This is a genomic window from Stenotrophomonas sp. yr243 (assembly GCF_900184195.1).
Taxonomy (GTDB): domain Bacteria; phylum Pseudomonadota; class Gammaproteobacteria; order Xanthomonadales; family Xanthomonadaceae; genus Stenotrophomonas; species Stenotrophomonas lactitubi.
Map to the genome: position 1 here is coordinate 120,368 of NZ_FXWT01000004.1, position 22,561 is coordinate 142,928.

At 67.3% G+C, this 22,561-nt stretch carries 17 protein-coding genes; 13 read left to right on the forward strand and 4 right to left on the reverse strand.

Annotated features, from left to right (window positions below):
• Positions 1-43: 43 nt before the first annotated feature.
• The 9 genes from QOL57_RS17555 to QOL57_RS17595 all read left to right on the forward strand — a co-directional run bounded on the left by QOL57_RS17555 (position 44) and on the right by QOL57_RS17595 (position 10,848).
• Positions 44-1,306, forward strand: coding sequence for a sigma-70 family RNA polymerase sigma factor (locus QOL57_RS17555; RefSeq protein ID WP_089238393.1), 1,263 nt, complete (start codon positions 44-46; stop codon positions 1,304-1,306).
• A gap of 107 nt (positions 1,307-1,413) precedes the next feature.
• Complete coding sequence (locus tag QOL57_RS17560; protein WP_025878385.1) at positions 1,414-2,610, forward strand: hypothetical protein; 1,197 nt, start codon at positions 1,414-1,416, stop codon at positions 2,608-2,610.
• Positions 2,601-3,701: a hypothetical protein gene (locus tag QOL57_RS17565; protein WP_025878386.1), complete on the forward strand. Its 1,101-nt coding sequence runs from the start codon at positions 2,601-2,603 to the stop codon at positions 3,699-3,701. The genes QOL57_RS17560 and QOL57_RS17565 overlap by 10 nt, the downstream gene beginning before the upstream one ends.
• Positions 3,702-3,834: 133 nt before the next feature.
• Complete coding sequence (locus QOL57_RS17570) at positions 3,835-4,512, forward strand: hypothetical protein (protein ID WP_089238395.1); 678 nt, start codon at positions 3,835-3,837, stop codon at positions 4,510-4,512.
• A 16-nt stretch (positions 4,513-4,528) separates the two neighbouring features.
• Entirely contained in the window at positions 4,529-6,175 is a 1,647-nt protein-coding gene (locus QOL57_RS17575) for a CsgG/HfaB family protein (protein WP_089238397.1), read from the forward strand.
• Between the two features lie 379 nt (positions 6,176-6,554).
• Positions 6,555-8,204, forward strand: coding sequence for a M28 family metallopeptidase (locus QOL57_RS17580; RefSeq protein ID WP_089238399.1), 1,650 nt, complete (start codon positions 6,555-6,557; stop codon positions 8,202-8,204).
• Positions 8,205-8,451: 247 nt separating this feature from the next.
• Positions 8,452-9,711, forward strand: a complete 1,260-nt coding sequence (locus tag QOL57_RS17585; protein ID WP_089238401.1) for a histidine kinase — start codon at positions 8,452-8,454, stop codon at positions 9,709-9,711.
• Positions 9,701-10,471, forward strand: a complete 771-nt coding sequence (locus QOL57_RS17590) for a LytTR family DNA-binding domain-containing protein (RefSeq protein ID WP_089238403.1) — start codon at positions 9,701-9,703, stop codon at positions 10,469-10,471. The genes QOL57_RS17585 and QOL57_RS17590 overlap by 11 nt, the downstream gene beginning before the upstream one ends.
• 32 nt (positions 10,472-10,503) lie before the next feature.
• Positions 10,504-10,848, forward strand: a complete 345-nt coding sequence (locus QOL57_RS17595; RefSeq protein WP_089238405.1) for a hypothetical protein — start codon at positions 10,504-10,506, stop codon at positions 10,846-10,848.
• 39 nt (positions 10,849-10,887) lie between these two features.
• Here the strand turns inward: QOL57_RS17595 and QOL57_RS17600 are convergent, their stop codons facing one another.
• Entirely contained in the window at positions 10,888-11,502 is a 615-nt protein-coding gene (locus QOL57_RS17600; protein ID WP_089241160.1) for a hypothetical protein, read from the reverse strand.
• Positions 11,503-11,812: 310 nt separating this feature from the next.
• Here QOL57_RS17600 and QOL57_RS17605 point away from each other — a divergent pair, with 310 nt between their 5' ends.
• Positions 11,813-12,742 carry an oxygenase MpaB family protein gene (locus tag QOL57_RS17605; protein ID WP_089238407.1) on the forward strand — a complete coding sequence of 310 codons (930 nt, stop codon included), beginning with the start codon at positions 11,813-11,815 and terminating at the stop codon, positions 12,740-12,742.
• A gap of 181 nt (positions 12,743-12,923) precedes the next feature.
• On the opposite strand, the gene QOL57_RS17610 is transcribed toward QOL57_RS17605, so the two are convergent.
• Positions 12,924-13,511 carry a TetR family transcriptional regulator gene (locus QOL57_RS17610; protein WP_089238409.1) on the reverse strand — a complete coding sequence of 196 codons (588 nt, stop codon included), beginning with the start codon at positions 13,509-13,511 and terminating at the stop codon, positions 12,924-12,926.
• Between the two features lie 133 nt (positions 13,512-13,644).
• Here QOL57_RS17610 and QOL57_RS17615 point away from each other — a divergent pair, with 133 nt between their 5' ends.
• A complete protein-coding gene (locus QOL57_RS17615) occupies positions 13,645-14,856 on the forward strand; it encodes an MFS transporter (RefSeq protein WP_089238411.1) in 1,212 nt (403 codons plus the stop codon).
• Positions 14,853-16,028, forward strand: coding sequence for an MFS transporter (locus QOL57_RS17620; protein ID WP_089238413.1), 1,176 nt, complete (start codon positions 14,853-14,855; stop codon positions 16,026-16,028). The genes QOL57_RS17615 and QOL57_RS17620 overlap by 4 nt, the downstream gene beginning before the upstream one ends.
• Before the next feature lie 130 nt (positions 16,029-16,158).
• Here QOL57_RS17620 and QOL57_RS17625 read toward each other — a convergent pair whose 3' ends face one another.
• A complete protein-coding gene (locus QOL57_RS17625; protein WP_089238415.1) occupies positions 16,159-18,270 on the reverse strand; it encodes a M13 family metallopeptidase in 2,112 nt (703 codons plus the stop codon).
• 174 nt (positions 18,271-18,444) lie between these two features.
• Between QOL57_RS17625 and QOL57_RS17630 the strand changes: the two genes are divergently transcribed.
• Positions 18,445-21,507, forward strand: coding sequence for an EAL domain-containing protein (locus QOL57_RS17630; RefSeq protein ID WP_089238417.1), 3,063 nt, complete (start codon positions 18,445-18,447; stop codon positions 21,505-21,507).
• Between the two features lie 91 nt (positions 21,508-21,598).
• Here the strand turns inward: QOL57_RS17630 and QOL57_RS17635 are convergent, their stop codons facing one another.
• Positions 21,599-22,480, reverse strand: a complete 882-nt coding sequence (locus QOL57_RS17635) for a LysR family transcriptional regulator (RefSeq protein ID WP_089238419.1) — start codon at positions 22,478-22,480, stop codon at positions 21,599-21,601.
• Positions 22,481-22,561: the final 81 nt, after the last annotated feature.

Genomic DNA, 22,561 nt, shown 5'->3' on the forward strand with positions numbered 1-22,561 from the left:
GCCGGTGCTTGTGCAGGCCGGGCCCGCATGCTGTGATCGCCGCATGCACGAGCCCGCCCTGAGTCAGCGCTTGGACACCCTCTGGCGGATGGAATCGCCAGTGTTGATCGCGCGCCTGGCGCGGCTGCTCGGCGGTGATGTCGGCCGTGCCGAAGAGCTGGCCCAGGACACCTGGCTGGCCGCGCTGGAGCGTTGGCCGGTGCAGGGCATCCCGGACAATCCCGGAGCCTGGCTGATGACCACCGCGCGCAACCGTGCCATCGATGTGCTGCGCCAGCACCAGCGGGTGGCGCAGCAGCATGCGCAATGGGGAGACGCGCTGCATCCGGCCGCATTGCCCGCGCCCGACGACAGCCAGGCCCTGGAAGACGACATCGGCGATGACCTGCTGCGGCTGATGTTCGTGGCCTGCCATCCGGTTCTGCCTGCCGACGCACGGGTCGCGCTGACCCTGCGCCTGCTGGGCGGGCTGACCACGATCGAGATCGCACGCGCGTTCCTGCAGCCGGAGCCGACCATCGCCCAGCGCATCGTGCGCGCCAAGCGCACGTTGGCGCAGAAGCAGGTGCCCTACGAAGTGCCGCGTGCCGATGCATTGCCGGAACGACTGGCGTCGGTGCTGGAAGCGATCTACCTGGTATTCAACGAAGGCTACGCGGCCAGTGCGGGCGACGACTGGATGCGACCGGCACTGTGCGCCGAGGCGCTGCGGCTGGCGCGCATTCTGGCCCATCGGATGCCGGCGCCGCCGGTGCTGGGCCTGTTGGCGCTGATGGAACTGCAGGCCTCGCGCGCAGCGGCACGGGTGGATGCGCAGGGCGCGCCGATCCTGCTGGACCAGCAGAACCGGGCGCAGTGGGACTGGCTGCAGATTGAACGCGGTCAGCAGGCACTGACGCGCGCGGTGTCCGCAGGCGGCGGCGATGACCCCTACGTGCTGCAGGCACGGATCGCCTTCTGCCATGCCAGTGCGCGCCGCGCCGAAGACACCGACTGGGCGCGGATCGCCGCACTGTATGCGCAGTTGCTGCAGGTGATGCCGTCGCCGGTGGTGGCATTGAACCGGGTGGTGGCGGTGTCGCGCAGCGAAGGTGCGTTCGCGGCCTGGGCGCTGTTGCAGCCCTTGCTGGACGAGCCACGACTGCAGGGCTACGCACCGTTGATGGTGGTGCGCGGCGAACTGCTGCAGCAGCTGGGGCGGGAGCAGGACGCCCGTGACGCATTTGCCTCGGCAGCGGCCCTGAGCCAGAACCAGGCCGAGCGGACCCTGCTGCGGCAACGGGCCGGCCTGCCGCAGGAAAATTGAAGCCGGCAGGGTCAGCACTTGTCGGTTTGCCCCGGAGCGGCTATGTTTCGCGCCCAGCGGGCGTGTTCGCGCCTGTCTTTCGTGTGTCGTGACCGAGGAGCGGTTGGATGTTTTCAAGGACGAAGAGCGCACCGCGCGCTTTTGCGCGCCTGCTTGCCTATGCCCTGTGCCTGGCCGTATGGCCGCTGGCCAGCCAGGCCGCAGACAAATCGCAGCAGGCCTACTGGGCCGGTTTTGCCTATACCGCTGACGCCGCCGCCGTACAGGCGACCACTCCGCATGCGCATGCAGTGCTGGAGAAGCGTGGCCTGATTCCGCTCAACCAGACCCTGGCACAGGCGCTCAAGCGCCGCGCGCCGGCCAACCTGGAACTGATCGACCAGCCGGTGGCGATGCTCGACGGCACCACCAGTGCCGTGGTCCTGGCCGCCGCGCTGGACCGCGAACTGGTGTCGGTCGAACCGATCGGCGACCAGTACAAGGTGCTGGTGGAAGTGGCCCTGCAGGCGCTGTTCTTCGATTTCCGCGAGCGCCAGGTGATCGCCTCCTATCCGCTCACCCTGCAGCGTATCGACGTGCAGGAGTACCGCCCGGACAGCGACGATATCGACGCGATCGTCGCCGATCTGCTGTACGGCGGTGCCGATACCAGCCTGTCGCAGGTGCTGGCCACGACCCTGGCCCAGGCCAAGCTGCCGGAGGCGGCCACGCGTCGCCTGCAGGTGGGTGCGGTAACCCTGTCCGACGCCACGCTGGCCAAGCTGCCCGACCCGAAGTGGGCCGGTCCGCTGCGTGCCACGCTGGCCCATGAACTGTCCAAGACGCTGTCGTCCAATACCGGTGTCGGCCTGCTGCCGCCGGCCTCGGGCCAGGCGATCGGCGGTGCCATGGCGGCGCGGTTTGCCGACGGCAAGGTCTACCAGCTGAAGATCCCCGAAGCGGACTACGTCATCAGCCTGCAGGTGGATGCGCTGAAGAACGGCGTCATCAGTGAAACCCCGGCGATGAAGACGATGCTGTTCGGCGCCTTCTTCACCGCCAAGGTCACCGAGCCGTTCTCCGGCAAGGTGTACTTCGAACAACCGCTGCGCAAGGGCGCCACCAAGGTGGTGCCGGTCACGCAGTGGCAGGTCGACCAGTGGTCGGCCAGCTACGAAACCCTGCTGGCCGGCTTCGATGCCTTCGCCGGCGCCGCCGCCAAGCGTGCCGATTCGCGCGCCTGGCTGGACGAGCAGAAACCGGGCGGACGCCCGCTGCAGCAACAGACCCAAGCCCTCCAGGAGTTGATCAAATCATGTCGCTGATGCGTACCATCCTGCTCATCCTCATCGCCCTGGCGGTGGCCTCGCCGGTCGCCGCGCAGACCGCCAGCTCGCGCGGTACCGGTTCGGCCAGCTACAGCCTGCGCCTGAGTGCCGATACTCGTGCCCAGGCCCTGAACAAGGCCAAGGCCAATGCACTGGAGGCGTACATCGCCGAATCCGGTGCGGCCAAGCTGCGCCTGTTCGAATCGCGTCGCGCCGAATTCCTCGGCGAAATCGACCGCTACGTGCTCAGCGCCGTGCAGCTGTCGGACAACGAAGACAAGAAGGCCAAGACCTACAGCGTCACCGTCCGCGCCGAAATCAACACCACGCTGCTGCAGACCAAGCTGGATGCCGGTTCGGCCGTGGCCGGTGCGACCGCTGCACAGCGCTCGCTGCTGACCTTCCTGTTCATGGCGCGCTCGCAGGACACCGTGCAGTCGTTCCAGGACAAGGAATACCGTCGCGTCGATGCCAGCAGCAGCTACAGCGAGAACACCCGTGAAGGCGACAGCTTCCGCGGCAACTCGGTCAGCACCAACGGCAGCATCAACCAGAACGGCTCGGTGTCGGTCACCAGCGGCGGCAGCACCACCGCGCGCAGCGACAACATCAGCTGGAAGGTGGCCAACGCCGCCGAAGTCAACACGGCCATGACCGGTGCCTTCAGCGCCGCCGGCTACGAGGTGGTTGAAGCCGAATACGTGGAAGGCGAGTCGCGCGGCCTGCTCAGCATCGAGCGCATCCGCAAGGACTTCAGCACCGGCAACGATCTGTCCGCGGCCACCCTGCGTGATACCGCCAACGGCATCCGCGCGGCGAACATCCCGTACATCGCCGTCGGCACCCTCGACGTCGGCATGCGCGACCGTGATCCGGCCAGCGGCAACACCCGCGTGTTCGTCACTGTCACCGGCAAGGTGCTGGACGTGACCGGTCGCTTCCCGCGCACCGTGTCGTCGGTGGGCCCGGTGCAGTTCTCCGGTACCGGCCCGAACGAAACCGTCGCCCGTACCAATGCGCTGCAGCTGGCTGCCGAAAAGGCCGCCCAGCAGATGATCAACGAGCTGAACGTCAAGGCGGTCCGCTGACGTTACCGCTGCGCTCGCCGGGCATGGCCCGGCGCTACCGGCTCTGGTGGATGCCGAGCTTGCTCGGCATCGCCGCCAAATTCCCGTCTTTCCACGTGCCGCATCGCGGCCGTCTCTCCCAAAGGAATCTTCCATGATCCGCAATACCGCTCTCGTCGTTGCCATCGCGGCCGCTACCCTGTCGATGCCGGCGCACGCCCAGTTCGGCAAGCTGAAGGACATCGCCGGCGCCGCTACCGGCACCTCCAGCAGCACCAGCACCAGCGCTGCCGCCCCGGACGAAGCCGCGCAGGAAGCGCTGGTCCGTCGTTTCGTCAGCTCGCAGTCGCACTCGCTGCAGGCACAGACCTCCTTCGCCCGCGCCTTCGGCCTGGCCGAGCAGGTGCAGCTGCTGGAAGCCGAGCGCCAGGCACTGTCGTCGGGTTCGGTGAACGTTGATGCGATGAAGAAGTCGGTCTCGGTCAGCCAGGCTGCACAGGCCGCCATTGACGAGCGCCAGGCCGCACAGCCGGAACTGAACGCTGAATCCAAGCAGCACTACGCCGATGGCCTGGTCTCGCTGCTGTCCTCGGCTGCCGAAGCACAGAAGCTGAGCGGCGAAGCCAGCGGCTTTGCGGCCGGCATGAAGAACCTGGGCGCCACCCAGATGGCCACCGTTGGCCGCAAGCTGGCTGCGGGTGCCTGGGTTGCCAAGGAATCGCCGGGCTTCATCAAGGGCCTGTACGGCTCGACCAAGTCGGCCGTGACCTTCGCCAAGAAGAGCAAGGTAAAGGTGCCGTCCAACGCCGATTCGATGCTGGATTCGCTCTGATACGAGGCAACTCCGCATGCGTACGACGACTCGATTGATCGGCCTGGGCCTGGCCGCGGCCCTGCTGGCAGCCTGCGGCAAGCAGGATGCACCGGCAGAAGCCGCACCCGCCAAGGACAAGGCCGCCAGTGCACTGGCCAGCAACGCGCCGGTGCAGGAAGCGCCCCTGCGTGGCACGCCGGATTTCGGCGGCACCACCCAGGTCGCGCGCGAAGCCGACGGTATCGGCAGCACCCCGGAACTGGCGGTGCTGGCGGCATTGCAGTCGGCCGTGGCCCAGGTCAACGGCGTACGCGTGGCCAGCCAGATGCAGAGCCTGCGCGCAGGCCTGCATGTGGACGTGGACGGTGAACACGTCGGCGATATCCGCGCCGACGCGTTCTCCCAGCAGATGATTGCCGGCTCGCAGGGCGCGGTGCTGGGCTATGAAATCCTCTCGCAGGATGAAGTGAGCCAGCTCGACGAAGAAACCATTGCCCGCGTGCGCGCCAGCGACGAAGGCTGGAACTTCAAGGGTTCGGCCTCGGCCAGCGCCTCCGGCGAAGCTTCCGCCAAGGGCGGCTCGGCGTCGGCCAGCGTCAAGGAAAACTACGAAGAGCAGGTGAAGGTCGACGCCAAGCGCGGTGCCAGCTCCTTCGATTCGGACGTCACCCGGCGCAGCATGCGCAGCTACTGGAAGGTGCGTGTACGCGCGCAGATTGCCCAGTACCGTGCACCGGATGAAGAAGGCAAGCCGAAGATCGTGGTGGCCCTGCCGCGTACCAAGTCGGGCAGCTATGCGGTTGGCGATGGCCGGGTGAATGCCGACGAGGTCGCCCAGGCGATCCGCGCGCGGCTGTCCGACACGCTTACCCAGACCCAGCGCTTCATCGTGCTGGACCGCGAGTTCGGCGACGAACTGCAGGCCGAGATCGACCACATCAACAGCGGCAACGTGCGCCTGCAGGACACCGCACGCGTTGGCCAGCAGCTGGCGACCGACCTGATCCTGATTCCGACCATCGAACGTTTCGAGTACCCGCGCAGCGTGCGCAACCTGCGCATGTCCGATCGCCAGGTAACCTCGTATTCCGGTGGCGGACGCATCACCCTGCGCCTGGTCAGCGCCACCACCGGCCAGGTGGTGATGTCCGACAGCTTCGACCACCAGCTGGCCTCGACCGGCCCGAGCACGCTGCCGCGCGTGGTCAACGGCCGCAGCATGGCTGCCTCGATGATGGATTCGCTGTCCGGCCAGATCGGCAGCACGATCGTCACCACGCTGTTCCCGGTGTCGGTGGTGTCCGTCGATGGTGACCAGGTCGTGCTGAGCCAAGGCGGTGACACCGTGCAGGTCGGCCAGCGCTGGCAGGCCGTGCGCCTCGGCGAAGAGCTGAAGGACCCGCAGACGGGCCGCTCGCTCGGCCGCAGCGAGCATCCGTGCTGCACCATCCGCATCGACCGTGTTGCCGCGCAGACCTCCTACGGCACCCTGGAAGAGGGCGTGGACGCGATGCGCGGTGGTTTCCGCCCGGGCCAGATCGAACTGCGCCAGAAGCTGGGCAGCAAGCCCAAGGCAGCTGCCGGGGCAACCGCATCGGCCACCCCGGCCGCCGCAGCGCGCCCGGCCAGCAAGCCGAAGCCCAAGCCCGCCGCCGCCCCGGCTGAAGACCCGAACTGGTAAGAACCTCCAGTTCGATGCACGTGGGGGTCAGAGCCCTTTCCCGCCGGGAAAGGGATCTGACCCCTTCTTGTTTTCGTTCTCCATGGTGTCGACCAAGGTCGACACCTACCCGAGCAGACCGCCGTTCCGACAGACCGCGGGAGACTGTCGAAGGCGGGGTGGGTCCGGTTGCGGGGGTGTCCGCGGCATGGATGCCGCGGCCAAGCCCCCAGGGATGGGTTCACGGCGTCCCCCGCAACCGGACCCACCCCGCCATCCCACGGGTAGCCCGCGGTTGCTGTTGCTGTTGCTTCGGCTGTTGCCGTTGTTTCGGCGGGTCCCGGGCGCCGCCCGGGCGAACCCCTTACACTCCAGAACGATTTCCCTGCTGGAGAGAGCAATGAAGCGAGTAGTGCTGGGCGTGCTGGCCCTGTCGGTGTCGAGCGCACTGATGGCGGCCACTCCGAAATTCGATGGCGCGCGGATCTCCGCCGACGTCAAGGAACTGGCCTCCGACGCCTACGAAGGCCGCTCACCGGCCACCGCCGGCGAAGAAAAGACCATCGCCTTCCTCAGCAAACAGTTCGCCGACGCCGGCCTGCAGCCCGGTGGTGACCTGAAGGACGGCAAGCGCCTGTGGACCCAGGCCGTGCCGCTGCGCAAGGGCGACATCGTCGGCACCCCGCAGCTGTCGCTGCAGCAGGGCGGCAAGACCATCACGCTGGAACAGGGCAAGCAGATTGCCGTGCGTGCAGCCATGAACGGCGCCACCAACGTGGATATCAGCAAGGCACCGCTGGTGTTCCTCGGCTATGGCGTGAAGGCGCCGGAGCGCAACTGGGACGACTTCAAGGGCGTGGACCTGAAGGGCAAGATCGCCGTCGTGCTGATCAACGACCCGGACTTCGAAACCGGCAAGGGCGACTTCGATGGCAAGGGCATGACCTGGTATGGCCGTTGGCCGTACAAGTACGAAGAAGGCGCACGCCAGGGCGCACTCGGTGTGCTGATCGTGCATGAGACCGCACCGGCCTCGTATGGCTGGGCCACGGTGGCCGGTTCCAACACCAACACCATGTTCGACGTGGTGCGCGACAACCCGGCCGACAGCCACCCGCTGCTGGAAGGCTGGATCCAGCGCGACCTGGCAGTGGAGCTGTTCCGCGCGGCCGGGCAGGATTTCGAAGCATTGAAGAAGAAGGCGCAGCAGCGCGACTTCACTCCGGTAACGCTGACCGGCGCCAGCCTGGATGCGAAGTACGCGGTGAAGACCGAAGTGATCACCTCGCACAATGTGGCCGCGCGCCTGGAAGGCAGCACGCATGCGGACGAGACCATCATCTACAGCGCGCACTGGGACCACATCGGCGTGGGCGAACCGGATGCACGCGGCGACCGCATCTTCAACGGCGCGCTGGACAACGCCAGCGGCACCGCCTCGCTGATCGAACTGGCGCGCGGTTTCGCCAAGGCCCCGCGTCCGCAGCGTTCGGTCGTGTTCCTGGCAGTGACGGCCGAGGAGAAGGGCCTGCTGGGTTCGGAGTACTACGCAACGCATCCGCTGTATCCGCTGGAAAAGACCGTGGCGATGATCAACATGGATGGCATGGCGCCGTTCGGTCCGTCGCGCGATTTCGGCATCTACGGCGCGGCGCGCTTCGAACTGCTGGACCAGTTGAAGGAAGTGGCCAAGGGCTGGGACATCCGCTACACGCCGGACCCGAAGCCGGAGGCCGGCCTGTTCTTCCGCTCCGACCACTTCCCGTTCGCCAAGCGCGGCGTGCCGGCGCTGTCCTGGTCGGCAGGGCAGGACTGGGTGGACGGTGGCGTCGCGGCGGGCAAGAAGGCGTCCGAGGACTACACCGCCAAGCGTTACCACCAGCAGGGCGACGAGTGGCAGCCGGACTGGGTGTTCGCCGGCGCCGCGCGCGACCTGGAAGTGCTGTACACGCTGGGCAACCAGTTGGCCAATTCGCGTGCCTGGCCGAACTGGAGCAAGGACGAGGCGTTCCGCGCGGTGCGTGACGCCAGCGCTGACCAGCGCAAGTAAGGGAATGCGCCGGGTTCGCCCGGCGCCTCCCCGGTTGCCGGCCGCTGGCCGGCAACCCTGTGATGCCTGGTAGTGCCGGCCGCTGGCCGGCAACCCGGTGATGCTTCCGGAAGCAATGGGGAGCCGGCCAGCGGCCGGCACTACCAGAACCGGTTCCATCCACCCTTTCCCGGCCTTCGTCGCACATCGCTTGTTTGCCCGAAGGGCCGCTCTATGCTCGGCTCACCCCTTCCACCAAGGCGCCGCCGTGATCGCCAGCTTCTCCCTCATCATCCGTCACCTGTTGGCCTGGGCCGCGGCGCTGTTCGTTGCCGGCATGGTCTGGAGCGGCATCTTCAGCGGCATGCGCGATGGCCCGGGCTGGGTGTTCGGGCTGCTGGTGATGTTCCTGATGATCTCCGCGCTGGGCAGCGCGGTCACCCACGTGCGCCGGGTCTGGCTGGTGGCCGGTCGCCTCGATGGCGCCACGCTGTCCGGCCGCCAGCGCCGGCAGATCGAACTGCCGATGGATGCCGGCCAGGCGTTTGCGGTGGTCGAAGCGGCCGTGGGCGAACTGCCGCGGGTGGAAGAGGTGGAGAGCTCCGCCGGTAGCCTGCAGGTGCGCGCCTATGTGCGCCGCGTGGATGCCTGGAACGGCCGCCAGGCGTCGCGCTGGAACCTGCCGGCGCGGCTGGCGATCAAGCGCAACAGCGTGCTGGCCACGGTAACGCCGGGCCAGGGCACCAGCACCGTCACCCTGCTGTTCGAACCGGATGCTGGCTGGTGGGCCGATCTGCTGGCGCTGGATGAAGGCAGCAACTATGAGAACGCCGAAGCGGTGACCCGCGCGATCAGCCGCCGCGTGGCCGACCAGCGCCGCGACGAGCAGGCCGCCGCCGAACAGACCCAGGTGGAAAAGGAACTGTCGGTCGCGCGCTTGAACCTGCTGCACGCGCAGGTCGAGCCACACTTCCTGTACAACTCGCTGGCCAATGCGCAGGTGCTGACCCGCACCGACCCCGCGCGCGCTGACCAGATGCTGGGCCACCTGATCCAGTACCTGCGCAGTTCGCTGCCGCAGGTGGATGAGTCGGTGTCCACGCTGGGCGTGGAGCTGGAACGTACCCGCGCCTACCTGGAAATCCTGCGCATCCGAATGGGCGCCCGGCTGGCGGTGGAAGTGCAGGTGCCCACCGAACTGCACGAAGTGAAGTTGCCGGCGATGGCGCTGCAGACATTGGTCGAGAACGCGATCAAGCACGGTCTGGAACCCAAACCCGGTGGCGGTACGGTCTGGATCCTCGCGCGAGGATTCGATGACCACGTCACCGTGACCGTCGCCGACGATGGGCTCGGCTTCGGCCAGGGCACCAGCGGTACCGGCATCGGTCTGAAGAACCTGCGCGAACGTTTGCGCCTGACCTGCGGAGAGCAGGCTGGGGTGGCGATCGTGGCCAATTTCCCCAGCGGTGTAGCCGCCACCATGACCCTGCCGCAGTCGGCCAAGGAACCCCGCCATGCCGCTTGAAGCGTTGATCGCCGAAGACGAGGAGCTGCTGCGGCACTCGCTGGTCGAGCAACTCGGGCGGCTGTGGCCGGAGCTGAAGCTGGTGGCCGAATGCGAGGACGGTGCCAGTGCGCTTGAACAACTGGCCGAGAAACAGCCGGACATCGCGTTTCTCGACATCCGCATGCCCGGCATCAGCGGCATTGAAGTGGCCCGTGCATTGGCCGAGCTGAGCCCGCGCACCCAGGTGGTGTTCGTTACCGCCTACGACCAATACGCCATCGATGCCTTCGAGCAGGGGGCGATGGATTACCTGCTCAAGCCGGTCAGTGACGAACGGCTGCTGGCCACGCGCGATCGTATTCTTGCGCGGCTGCCATCCACGCGCCAGGACGATGCGGTGCTGGAGCGCCTGCTGCAGCGCCTGGGGGCAGGCCCGGTCGCCAACGATCGGCCACCGCTGGCCTGGATCACCGCCAGCAACGGTCGCGATACGCAGCTGATCATGCTCGACGACGTGATCTATTTCCGCGCTGACAACAAATACACCACGGTGGTCACTGCCGCCGGCGAAAGCCTGCTGCGCACACCGCTGCGCGAGCTGCTGGAAGTGCTCGATCCGCAGCACTTCCGCCAGGTGCACCGCTCCACCATCGTCAACATGAAGGCCGTCGCAGCGGTCAGCCGAGATGACACCGGCCGCGGTGTGCTGCGCCTGCGCCAGCGTGCGGAAACGCTGGTGGTCAGCCAGCCATTCATGAGCCTGTTCCGCGGCATGTAGCCGCAGCCTTCGCCATCCACCGAGGAACGAACATGCGCCGTATCCTGCTTGTAGGTGTCGCTGTGCTGGCCATCGCCGGCTGCGAAAAATCCAGCAACACCTCGATCACCCGCACCAATGCCAATGGCGTGGACACGCTGTACAGCAAGAGCACGGTGGTCGATGGCGTGGCGCGTTTTGAATGCATCGCCAGCAGCAGTGGGCAATGCCATTACCTGGTGCTGGCCCCGGGCTGCAGCACCGACGCCGCCTGTGCGACGCCACCGCTGCGCCATTTCGCGGTGGCCGCAGGCAAGACCGAGCAGGTCAGTGACCTGCCGAAGGACTTCCGCCAGTGCGTCAGCGACGTGCAGAAAGAACAATGCCACCGTGACTGAGCACGGTGGCATTGTGGCTCCCCCCGGATTGCGTTCGGCTCAGTAAGCCGGCTGCAGCGTCATGTCGTGATGGTGTTCGGTTTCACCGACATGATTCAGGCGACCCACCAGTTCGGAGTGCTGCTTCATGCGCCCGATCTCGGTCATGATGCGGATGTCCTCGTGGCGCAACTCGCGCTTGGCGGTGACCGCCTGCTTGTAGTCCAGCACTTCCGGATAGTGTTCAGCCAGGTCCAGCGCTTCGGCCACGTGCTCGACGCTGTCGGCCTTGGAGGTGATGCGGGCGCGGCTGTTGAAGGCCTTCATCCAGCGCTCGAAGCCGGCGGTGCGGTCGAACATGTTGGCCATGAACCAGATCACGAACAGGATCGAGATCCACGAGCCGAACACCACGACCACGCGGGTGAAGGTGATGTGGTAATCGTCGCGCCACAGGTAGTTGGTGATCAGGCCGAGGATCAGCAGCGAGGTCGCCTGCCATCCGACGATCGAAGTGATCAGCCACTGGCACTTGGCCTGGGCCAGCACCGCCACTTCATCGCGGATCTGCTGTTCGCTGAGGGTGCGCCAGTGCGCGACCTGTTTTTCGAACGGGCTGCTGTAGAGCTCGTTGTCGCGAAGCAGTAATCCCAAACCCTTGAACAAAGCAATCATGGCTGGCTCCTTGGTGGAACGTGCGGCGATCTGCAGTGGACGGTGTGGCGGGTTCAGTTCTAGCACTTCCAGCGAGCGGTGCAATGGCCTCAAGGCCACGCGGCACAAGGGTTCTGTCTGAACAGGTGAATATTGGTGCGGCGCAACATTGCTCGCGCGGCCTGCGACAAGATGTCGCAGGGTGAAACGTGCTGCGCGCGCACATGAAACCGATGCTGAGCGGCCGGGCTCGCCGTGCCTGTCGTGATCGCCCAGAATCGGGGTGGACCGCGCAGGACGCGGTCCGTCCCTCCGCCGATCTGGACCCGTGATGCCGCCGTTGCTGCACCGTCTTTCCCGCCCCGTCACCGCCCCGATCCGACGCTGGGTACTGGATGCGTTTCCGCGTGGCCAGAGCGGCATCGACTACGACCACCCGCTGGGCGATCCCGGCTGGTTCGGTGCGGACAGCGTGACCTGGCGGATGCACGCCGAACTGCCCTCGATGCTGGCCGGCGGCCTGTGTGCCCTGATGTTGCAGACCCTGCACCCGCGCGCGCTGGCCGGTGTCTACGATCATTCCAATTTCCGCCAGGACCTGGTCGGCCGCCTGCGCCGTACCACCGCTTTCGTGGCCGGCACCAGCTATGCGCCGGCAGGCGAGGTGGAAGCGCTGGTGGCCAAGGTGCGGCGCATCCACGCGCAGATCCGCGGCCATACCGCGCAGGGCGAGCCATATGCCGCTGATGATCCGCAGCTGCTGACGTGGGTGCATGTGACCGAGGCCTACGGCTTCCTGCAGGGCTATCGCCGCTACGGGCGTGAAGTGCCTGCCGCGATCGCCGACCGCTACTACGACGAATACCGCTGCGTGGCCGAAGCGCTGGGCGCGGTGGATGTGCCACGCAGTGCGGCGGAAGTGGATGCGTATTTCTGCGCGCGGCAGCCGGAGCTGGTGGTGGACGAACGCTCACGCGAAGTGCTGCAGGTGCTGTCCGGCGTGCGCCTGCCGGTGCCGGTGCCCGGCCTGTCACGCGAAATCTTCCTCGGTGCCGGTGCCGCGCTGCTGCCGGACTGGGCCGAGGGCATGCTCGAGCGCAGCACGCGCCAGCGTGCGCAGGCCGCAGCCTCGGCCAAGCTGATGCAGGGCATGGCGCCGCTGTTCCGCCGCGCGCTGCCCGATGGCCTGGCGACCCGCGCCTGCGCACGGGTGGGGGTGCCGGTGGACGTGTTGCGCGAGTGGCCGGCATTGCCCCGGTAGATGCCGACCTTGGTCGGCACGCCGCAGCGCGGCGCCGCATCCACGCATGGCGTGGATCTACTGTACGCCGGCACCATGCGCCGATGACATGGCGCATCCACGCCATGCGTGGATGGCCCACAGTAGATCCACGCCATGCGTGGCTGGCCCACAGTAGATCCACGCCATGCGTGGATAGGCCTTACCCGGTCGACTTCAGCCCACGCAACAGCATCTCCAGTGCCGCCGTTGCCTGGCGAAGGCGCGCATCGCCATCCTCGCCTTCGGCGATCCAGAACGCTGCTTCGGCCAGGCTGCCGTAGATCAGCGAAGCCAGTGCCTGCGCATCCACCGGCGCGACCACGCTCTGCGCGATCAACCGTTCGATCAATCGCTGCATCGAGTGCACGCAGTGCTGCTGCGATTCCGGTGATGCACCACCGAGCACCGCACGTGCGTCGCGCAGCACGATGCGCTGGATCTCCGGTTCCAGCGCCATCTCCAGGTAGGCACCACAGCGCCGCGCGAAGCCGTCCCAGGCATCGTTGGCGCCATCGCTGATCGCCTGCAGCCGCGCATCCGTCTCGGCGTCGAGCTGGGCGACTACCGCCGCCAGCAGCCCCTTCTTGTCGCCGAAGTGGTGATACAACGCACCGCGGGTCAGCCCAGCCTGGGCTGTCAGATCGTCCATCGAGGTGGCGGCATAGCCTTGTTCGCTGAACACGCGGCGGGCGGTGGCCAGCAGCTTGGCGCGGGTTTCTTCCATCTCGGCGCGGGTGCGACGGACCATCCGGAACTCCTTACATACGAGGTGCATGATTATTTACATACGTCGCGTATGAATGTAGGCTCTTATTCATACGCTCTGTATGTATTGTCGTGGCGCCGCGTGCGCCAGGCAAGTCGCTGCCTTGGAGATTTTGATGGCCACCCCGTACCGCGACCTGTTCGCAGCCCCCGGCACCACCGGCCTTGCCCTGGCCGGGCTGCTGGCACGCCTGCCCCTGCCGATGACCGGCATCGGCTTCATCACCTTGCTGTCGCAACTGCGCGGCAGTTATGCGTTGGCCGGCGCGGTGTCGGCCACCTTCGTGCTCACCTATGCATTGCTGTCGCCGCAGGTGTCGCGCTGGGTCGACCGCCATGGGCAGGGCAGGGTGCTGCCGTGGGCCACCGCGGCCAGCGCGACAGGCCTGCTGCTGCTGGCCTGTACGGTGCTGCGGGCGCCGGACTGGACCTTGTTCGCTGCGGCGATGCTGGCCGGCTGCATGCCGAGCGTGTCGGCGATGGTGCGGGCGCGCTGGACCGCGATCCACCGCGGCCGCCCGCAACTGCAGACGGCCTATTCGCTGGAGACGGTGTTCGATGAGGTCACCTTCATCGCCGGGCCGCCGTTGTCGGTCGGGCTGTCGGTGGCGGTATGGCCGCAGGCCGGCGTGCTGGCTGCCGCCCTGCTGCTGGTCGTCGGCGTGGCTCTACTGGTGCTGCAGCGTGGCACCGAACCGCCACTGCAGACCTGCGAGGGCGCCGCACCTTCGCGCTCCCTGCTGCGACAACCGGAGATCTGCCTGCTCGCATTGCTGATGCTGGCGATGGGTGTGATCGTCGGCACGGTCGACATCACCAGCGTGGCCTTTGCCGAACAGCGAGGGCAGCCACTGGCAGCCAGCGCGGTGCTGTCGGCCTACGCGCTTGGCAGCTGCGCGGCAGGCCTTCTGTTTGGTGCGCTGAAGCTGCAGATGCCGTTGCAGCGCCTGTTGCTGCTGGGTGCAGGAGCCACCGCGTTGACGACATTGCCGCTGCTGTCGGTGGGCACCCTTCCTGCACTGGCCGCTGCGGTGCTGCTGGCTGGGCTTTCCTTCGCGCCGACGATGATCGTGGCGATGTCGCTGGTGGAACAGCGCGTGCCCGAATGGCGCCTCACTGAAGGCATGACCTGGTTGCTGGCTAGCCTGAACATCGGCGTGGCACTGGGTGCTGCGTTGTCCGGGCAGAGCGTCGATGCCGGTGGTGTGCGCAGCGGCTTCTTCATCGCGCTGGTGGCAGGCAGTGTCGTGCTGCTGGTCGCCCTGCTCGCGCAAGGTGCGCTACGCACTTCTGCTTCGTCCACTCCCTCTGCAGGAATGGTCCCGTGAGTGCTTCATCGCTCCCGCACGCGGTGCCTGCGCCCCGTCATCCGTGGTGGGCGGTCTCCGCCGTCGGCCTAGCCACCTTCTCCGTGGTCACCACCGAAATGCTGCCGGTCGGACTGCTGACCTCCATCGCCGACAGCCTCGGCGCGTCCGTAGGCACCGCCGGCCTGATGATCTCGTTGCCGGCACTGCTGGCGGCGCTGTTCGCACCGCTGGTGGTGATTGCAGCCGGTGGCATTGATCGTCGCCGCATCCTGTGCGCGTTGCTCGGCCTGCTGCTGGTGGCCAACGTCGCCTCGGCACTGGCGCCAGGCATCGCATGGTTGCTGGCCGCGCGTGTGTTGGTGGGCTTCTGCATGGGCGGCATCTGGGCCATCGCCGGCGGACTGGCGGCGCGCCTGGTGCCGTCAGCGCGCATCGGCTTGGCCACCTCGATCATCTTCGGTGGCGTAGCCGCGGCCTCGGTGCTGGGCGTGCCGCTGGGTGCGTTGATCGGCGAGGCGCTGGGATGGCGTTGGGCCTTCGTGGTGATGGCCGCGTTCAGTGCAGCCGTCCTGCTGTTGCACCTGTGGGTGGTACCAGCGTTGCCCGTGGACGGCTCGGTGCGCGCGCGCCAGTTCGCGCAGCAGCTGGGCAACCGCGGCCTGCAGCAGGGGCTGCTGCTGACCCTGCTGCTGGTGGCGGGGCACTTCATCGCGTTCACCTACGTGCGGCCGCTGCTGACCACGCTGGCAAACATCGATGCGGCATGGATCGGAGGCCTGCTGTTTGCCTATGGCATGGCCGGCATCGTCGGCAACTTCATCGTTGGCCTGCTGGCGGCGCGACGTCCGCGCGGGCTGCTGCTGGCCATTGCGCTGGGGTTGCTGCTGACACCGCTGTTGTTCCTGTGGACCGGCGGCACGCCAGCCAGCGGTGTGGTGGTGTTGCTGTTGTGGGGCCTGGCCTATGGCGGGGTATCGGTGGGGTTGATGACGTGGATGATGACGGCGGCCCCCAAAGCCGTGGAGATCGCTACGGCGCTTTACGTGGGCGTGTTCAACATCGGCATCGCGCTGGGCGCGTGGGGTGGGGGACTGCTGCTGGATGGCATCGGGCTGCACGCCAATTTGTGGGCGGCGACCGGGTTCGCGGCGGCGGCGACGTTGGTCGTGGCGGGTATGCGCAGGCAATAGATCCACGCCATGCGCGGATGGCGGAAAGTGCCAACCAAGGTTGGCACCCACCAGCGGAAAAGCGCCAACCAAGGTTGGCATCTACCGATCCAAACGAAACGGGCGCCTTTTGGCGCCCGTTCGCGTTACATCACCAGACCTTGACCCGCTTGTCCGGGGCCAGGTACAGCTTCTGGCCTTCCTTCACGTCGAACGCCGGGTACCAGGCGTCGATGTTGCGCACCGTCAGCGCGCGGAACTGGCCCGGTGCATGCACATCAGTCAGCAGCGAATTGCGCAGCGCCTGCTCGCGGCTCTTGCTGCGCCAGGCCTGGGCGAAGCCGAGGAAGAAGCGCTGGTCGGGGGTGAAGCCTTCCAGGGTCTGGCCCGGCTTGCCCTGCAATGACAACTGGTAGGCGTCGTAAGCGGTGCCCAGGCCGGCGACGTCGGCGATGTTCTCGCCCAGGGTCAGCTTGCCGTTGACGTGCACGCCGGCGAACGGCTCGTAGCTGCTGAACTGCGCGGCCAGCGCATCACCGGCAGCGTTGAACTGCTTGAGGTCTTCGGCCGTCCACCAGTTGTGCAGCTTGCCGGTGTCGTCAAACAGCGCGCCCGCGTTATCGAAGCCGTGGCTGATCTCATGGCCGATCACCGCGCCGATCGCACCGTAGTTCACCGCGTCGTCGGCGGCGCCGTCGAAGAACGGCGGCTGCAGGATCGCCGCCGGGAACACCAGGCGGTTTTCCAGCGGTACGTTCATCGCATTGATGGTCTGCGGCAGCATCGCCCACTCGCTGTGGTCGACCGGCTTGCCCAGCTTGGCGATGTTGCGCTGGTACTCGAACAGTTCGGCGCGCTGTGCATTGCCCAGCGGATCATCACGGCGGATCTCCAGGCCGGTGTAGTCGCGCCACTTGTCAGGGTACCCCATGCCCACGGTCAGGCCGGCGACCTTGGCCTTGGCGCTGGCCTTGGTCTGCGGTGACATCCAGGCCAGTGCATCGATGCGCTTGGCGAAGGCGGCGATGATGTTCTTCGCCATCTCGTCGGCACGTTCCTTGGTCTTGGCATCGAAGTGCTTTTCGACGTAGCGCTTGCCGATGGCCTCGCCGACCGCATGGTTGGCGTCATCCACCGCACGCTTCCAGCGGTCGCTCTGCTGCGGCGTACCGCTCAGCGCGGTGCCGTGGAAGGCGAAGCGCGCATCGGCGAACTTCTTCGGCAGGTAGGCGGCGGCGCGGTCCAGCGCGTGGAAGGTCATGTAGTCCTTCCAGGCATCCAGTGGCTCGGTGGCCACCAGCTTGGACAGTCCGGCCACGGCCTTCGGCTGCCACACGATGAAGTCCTGCTGCTTGCCGAGTGCGGCTGCGTCCAGGAACGCAGCCCAGTCCATGCCCGGGGCCTTGGCGTTGAAGTCGGCCTGGGTCCAGGGGTTGGCACCCTTGGTCACGTCATTGGTTTCTTCCTGGGTGGCGTGCGCCTGCGCGATCTTCGTTTCCAGAGCGAGGATGCGCTGCGCCTTGCCGGCCGGGTCGGCCACGCCGGCCAGCTGCAGCACCTGCGCGATGTAGGCCTGGTACTGCTTGCGCAGGTCGGCCATGCGGCCACCCCCCAGGTAGAAATCGCGGTCCGGCATGCCCAGGCCGCCCTGCACCAGGTACGGCGCGGTGCGGTCGGGCTGCAGCAGGTCCACCGAGACCCAGAGGCCGAACAGGCGGTCGGTGTAGAAGTTGGTGGCATTGAGCAGGTCGACGTCGGCGCGCACGTCGCCGCCCAGGGCGCGGGCCAGGCCGGCCTTGTCAGCGATCGCATCGATGTTCTTCAGCTGTGGCTGCACCGGCGCCAGGCCGCGCTGCTCGATGCCTGCCTCATCCATGTAAGCGGCGTAGTAGTCGCCGATCAGCTTGTCTTCGCCGCTGGCCTGGGCGTTGCCGGCGGCGCCTTCCAGGATCGCGCGGGTGTCGGCCTGGGTCTTCTCGGCGATGACGTTGAAGCTGCCGAAGCGCGAGCGGTCCGCCGGGATCTCGGTGTTCTTCACCCAGCTGCCGTTGGCGAAGCCGAAGAAGTCGTCACCGGCGGTGACGCTGCGGTCCATGCCACTGGCATCGAAACCAAAGCTGCCCAGCATCGGCTTGGCGGCAGCGGGTGTCGCCTCTGCCGGTGCGGCGGTGCCGGCGGCCGGATCGGCCGGGCGGTCGCAGGCGGCCAGGGACAGGCTGGCAACGATGGCCAGTGCCAGGGTGGGGCGGCGCAGCTTGGACATGGACTTCTCTTGCGGCGGAAAACTCCAAGTCTAATCCGCTGCGGGCCGGCTGGACGTGCCCGGCAGGGCCAGCACTGTGCGTGATCTGGCTGAACACGCTGCAGCGACCTTCACGCGGTCATCGGCGTGGTGCATGCTGCGGGTTGGATGTCTGCAGCACCCGGGGGAGGGCGCATGCAGGACGGGTCGAGGCGTCAAGAATGGCGTCCGCCGGCCGTTGAGGTCGGGGATGTGGAGGAATCGTTCGCGCATGAAGCCAGCCGACTGCACAGGGAAGACCGATCGATGCCGGCGCTGAGACACGCGCTGGCCCGGCCGTTGCGTGCCATTACCTGGGGCGGCGTGGTGCTGGGCGTGCTGCTGGCGCTTGGCCTGGCCGCAATGCTGGCCAACGATTACCAGCGCCGGCTGGAAGCCGCGCAGCGGCAGAGCCGGGCGCTGGCGATAGGCAGCGAGCGCCTGCTGGCATTGGAGCTGCGCAACCTGGAGCGGGCGATGGGCGGCATCGCCGCCGATGCGGCCGAGCTGTTCCGCACGGTGCCTGCGCAGGCACCCACACTGCTGGACGCCGCCATTGCCGGCGTGCTGCGTCGGCATGCCGAGCTGCACAGCATCGTCGTACTCGATACCTACGGCCGCGCCCTGACGGCCGGCAAGGGCGACCTGCAGCTGCCGCTGTGGACCGATCCGCAGCGACGCGGGCAGGGAAGCGCGCTGTACATCGGGCCGCCGCAGCGCGCCAACGACGGCGGCTGGGTGGTGCCGCTGGCGCTGCCGATGGAGGGTGATCGCTGGCTGCTGGCGCGGCTGCGCTGCGGCGAACTGCAGCGGATCGTAGGCGGTCTGGATGTGGGGCCGAATGGCCTGGCCTCGATCAGCGACGCCGACGGCTACATGCTGGCCCGTGTCCCCGATCCGCGTGGCACCGTCGGCCGCCGCTACACGCTGCCGGCACGCAAGCTGCTGGGCCGGCAGGCCGTGGTTGAACTGGGCAGCATTCCCGGCGCGGTGGACCGCATACCGCGCATCTCCACCATCAGTACCCTGGAACGCAGCCCATTGGCGGTGCAGGTCGGCCTGGCCAACGAGGATGTGCTGAAGCCGTGGTGGCCGTATCTGCAGGCGGCGATCGTGATCGTGCTGGCGTACGTGGCGCTGCTGCTGGTGCTGCTGTACGCAGTGCGCCGCAGCACGCACCGGCAGCAGTCGATGGCCGAAGAGCTGCGGACCGGCCACGCCGAGCTGCGCCTGGCCCATCAGGTGGGCCGCGTATGCACCTGGTACGTCGACGAAGACGCTGCGCTGCTGCGCTGGTCACCGCTCGCGCGTGAGATCTTCGGTGTGCAGACCGATGCGTTGCCGGTGGCTGATTTCTTCGCCCGCGTGCACCACGATGACAGCGCACGCATGCAGCAGGCCTTTGACCAGGCCTTCGCCGGCACCGCGGTACTCGACGAAGAATTCCGTCTGGTGTTGCCCGGCGGTGCAGTGCGCTGGGTTGCCGCGCGTGGCCAGCGGGTAGCGGTGGCCGATCGGCAGCGGCGCATGATCGGCGCACTGACCGACCTCAGCGAGCGCTACCAGGCACACGAACAGATGCGCCAGGTTGAGCGCCGCTTCCGCCTGCTGTTCGATCGCAACCCCGCACCGTTCTGGGTGTTCGATCCGGACACGTTGCGCTTCATCGAGGTCAACGAGGCGGCCGTGCAGCAGTACGGCTACAGCCGTGATGAATTCCTGGCGATGAGCATCCTCGACATCCGCCCGCGCGAGGGCTGGGACGAGGTCAAGGGCGCCATCGCGCAGGTGCGCAGTGGTGAACTGCAGGACGCTGCGGTGCGCCTGCACCAGCGCAAGGATGGCACGGTGTTCGAAGTGCGCGTGCACCTGTCGCAGCTGGATTTCGATGGCCAGCCCGCATGCCTGGTGCTGGCCGAGGATGTCAGCGAGCGCCTGGCCTACGAACGCGACCTGGCCTATCACGCGCGGCACAACCCGGCCACGGGCCTGCTCAACGTGCGCGCGCTGAGCGAACAGCTGGACGAGCAATCCGGTGCCTACACCATCGCCTATGTGCAGCTGCGCGGCCTGCAGCTTGTGGCCGATACGCTGGGCCGCGAGATCGGCGATGCAGTTCTGCAGTCGATGGCCTCGCGCCTGGGCGGGCTGGGCGCGCGCTTCGGCCTGCTGGCCTTCCAGCCGGCGGAGGACTTCGTGCTGGCCATCGCCCCGGAACACAACACCCAGCGCGTGCTGGACGATCTGCTGCAGATCGTCTCGGCACCGATGCGCGGCCAGGATTCGCTGCACCAGTTCGAACCCCGCATTGGTGTGGCGGTACATGACGCCAATGCAGGCCACAGTGCGGAACAGGCGATCGGCATGGCCGCGCAGGCGGCGCACGCGGCCCGCGCCGAAGGCAACGTCGTGGCCTGGTTCGATGCGGCGGTGACCACCCGCCTGGCCGACCGCCTGCGCCTGGCCGGTCGTATCCACGCGGCCATCGACAACGAGTTCCAGCTGTACTTCCAGCCGATCCGGCACGCCAGCGATGGCAGCCCGGCGTCACTGGAGGCCCTGCTGCGCTGGCCGCAGGCCGACGGCAGTTTCATCCCGCCCAGCGAGTTCATCCAGTTGTGCGAGGACACCGGCCTGATCCTGGCGTTGGGACGCTGGGTGATCCGCGCGGCGGCACAGGCGCAGCGGCGTCTGGTGGAAGCGGGGTGGGGCGAGCTGTCGATCGCGGTCAACGTGTCGGCGGTGCAGTTCTTCAACAGCGATCTGGTGGCCGAGTTCGCCCGCGCGCAGCAGGATTTCGGCCTGGCCCGCGGGGCACTGCACGTGGAGCTGACCGAGAGCAGCCTGATGCGCAAGCCGGCACAGGCGATGCAGACCATGCAGCGCCTGCACGAGCAGGGCATCAGCGTGTCGCTGGACGATTTCGGTACCGGCTACTCGAGCATGTCCTATCTGCAGCACCTGCCGCTGGACATCCTCAAGATCGATCGCAGCTTCGTCGCCGACGTGGAGACCAATCCGCGCAACGCGTCGATCTGCCGGGCGCTGCTGTCACTGGGCCACAGCATGGGGCTGACGATCATCGCCGAAGGCGTGGAGACGCCGGGACAGCTGGACTGGCTGGCCGCACATGGCTGCGACCAGGTGCAGGGCTACCTGCTGGGGCGGCCGGCACCGCTGGAGAAGATCATCGCGCAGCTGGATGAGGTGGCTGCCTAGGCCGCGCTTCGCGCTCGCCGGGCGTGGCCCGGCGCTACCGTGTCATGGGCGCGCCTCGGGTAGCGCCGGGCCATGCCCGGCGGACGCACCCTCACACCCCGGTTTCCACCAGGTAGTCGATGAAGCTGCGCACCTTCGGCGCGAGGTGGCTGCGGCTGGTGTAGACGGCGAAGATGCCGATCGGCGCGGCTTCCCATTCGGGCAGGATGCGCACCAGGCGGCCATCGGCGAGGGCCTCGTGCAACAGGAAGTCGGGTTGCAGGATCACGCCCATGCCGGCAATCGCCGCTTCGCGCAGGACGTCGCCGTTGTTGGCGCGCAGCAGGGTGGTCACTGCCACCTTCACTTCGCCGCCGGGTCCCTGCAGTGGCCAGTGGTCGCCCGCTGCCCAATAGCTGTAGCCGAGGCAGGTATGCGTCTGCAGATCCTCGGGTGCCTGTGGTGTTCCGTGCGCGGCCAGGTAGGCCGGTGCGGCGCACAGGCTGATCCGCGATTGGCCCAGGCGCCGTGCGATCAGGGTCGGGCTCGGTTCTCGGGTGATGCGGATGGCCACGTCGTAGCCTTCTTCGACCATGTCCACCAGGCGATCGGACAGTGCCAGGTCCAGTTCGACCTGCGGGAAGCGCTCGCGGTAGCCGGCCAGCAAGGGACCGAGGCGGGCGATACCCCAGCTGACCGGTGCATTGATGCGCAGCATGCCGGACGGCTCCAGCGCCTGTGCGCCGATGCTGGCTTCCAGCGCATCGAACTCGGCCAGCAGGCGCACGCACTGCGCGTAGTAAGCGGCGCCGGCACTGGTCGGGCTGACCCGGCGGGTGGTGCGGTGGAGCAGGCGGGTGGACAGGCGTTTTTCCAGCGCGGCGACCTGGCGGGTGACCCCGGCCGTGGACATGTCCAGCGCCTGTGCGGCGGCGCTGAAGCCGTTGCGTTCGACCACCGCGACGAACACGCGCATGGCATCCAGGGTGTCCATTGTTGCGACTTTTGAAATAAACACGGTCGATTCATCGTATTTATCATTGAGGAAGAGCGCAATAACCTGTGCCTCGTCCCC

Excerpts from the sequence above, each read along its gene's own strand:
- QOL57_RS17555 (WP_089238393.1), top strand. The coding sequence starts at position 44 with ATGCACGAGCCCGCCCTGAGTCAGCGCTTGGACACCCTCTGGCGGATG.
- QOL57_RS17560 (WP_025878385.1), top strand. The coding sequence starts at position 1,414 with ATGTTTTCAAGGACGAAGAGCGCACCGCGCGCTTTTGCGCGCCTGCTT.
- QOL57_RS17565 (WP_025878386.1), top strand. The coding sequence starts at position 2,601 with ATGTCGCTGATGCGTACCATCCTGCTCATCCTCATCGCCCTGGCGGTG.
- QOL57_RS17570 (WP_089238395.1), top strand. The coding sequence starts at position 3,835 with ATGATCCGCAATACCGCTCTCGTCGTTGCCATCGCGGCCGCTACCCTG.
- QOL57_RS17575 (WP_089238397.1), top strand. The coding sequence starts at position 4,529 with ATGCGTACGACGACTCGATTGATCGGCCTGGGCCTGGCCGCGGCCCTG.
- QOL57_RS17580 (WP_089238399.1), top strand. The coding sequence starts at position 6,555 with ATGAAGCGAGTAGTGCTGGGCGTGCTGGCCCTGTCGGTGTCGAGCGCA.
- QOL57_RS17590 (WP_089238403.1), top strand. The coding sequence starts at position 9,701 with ATGCCGCTTGAAGCGTTGATCGCCGAAGACGAGGAGCTGCTGCGGCAC.
- QOL57_RS17595 (WP_089238405.1), top strand. The coding sequence starts at position 10,504 with ATGCGCCGTATCCTGCTTGTAGGTGTCGCTGTGCTGGCCATCGCCGGC.
- QOL57_RS17600 (WP_089241160.1), bottom strand. The coding sequence starts at position 11,502 with ATGATTGCTTTGTTCAAGGGTTTGGGATTACTGCTTCGCGACAACGAG.
- QOL57_RS17605 (WP_089238407.1), top strand. The coding sequence starts at position 11,813 with ATGCCGCCGTTGCTGCACCGTCTTTCCCGCCCCGTCACCGCCCCGATC.
- QOL57_RS17610 (WP_089238409.1), bottom strand. The coding sequence starts at position 13,511 with ATGGTCCGTCGCACCCGCGCCGAGATGGAAGAAACCCGCGCCAAGCTG.
- QOL57_RS17615 (WP_089238411.1), top strand. The coding sequence starts at position 13,645 with ATGGCCACCCCGTACCGCGACCTGTTCGCAGCCCCCGGCACCACCGGC.
- QOL57_RS17625 (WP_089238415.1), bottom strand. The coding sequence starts at position 18,270 with ATGTCCAAGCTGCGCCGCCCCACCCTGGCACTGGCCATCGTTGCCAGC.
- QOL57_RS17630 (WP_089238417.1), top strand. The coding sequence starts at position 18,445 with ATGCAGGACGGGTCGAGGCGTCAAGAATGGCGTCCGCCGGCCGTTGAG.
- QOL57_RS17635 (WP_089238419.1), bottom strand. The coding sequence starts at position 22,480 with ATGGACACCCTGGATGCCATGCGCGTGTTCGTCGCGGTGGTCGAACGC.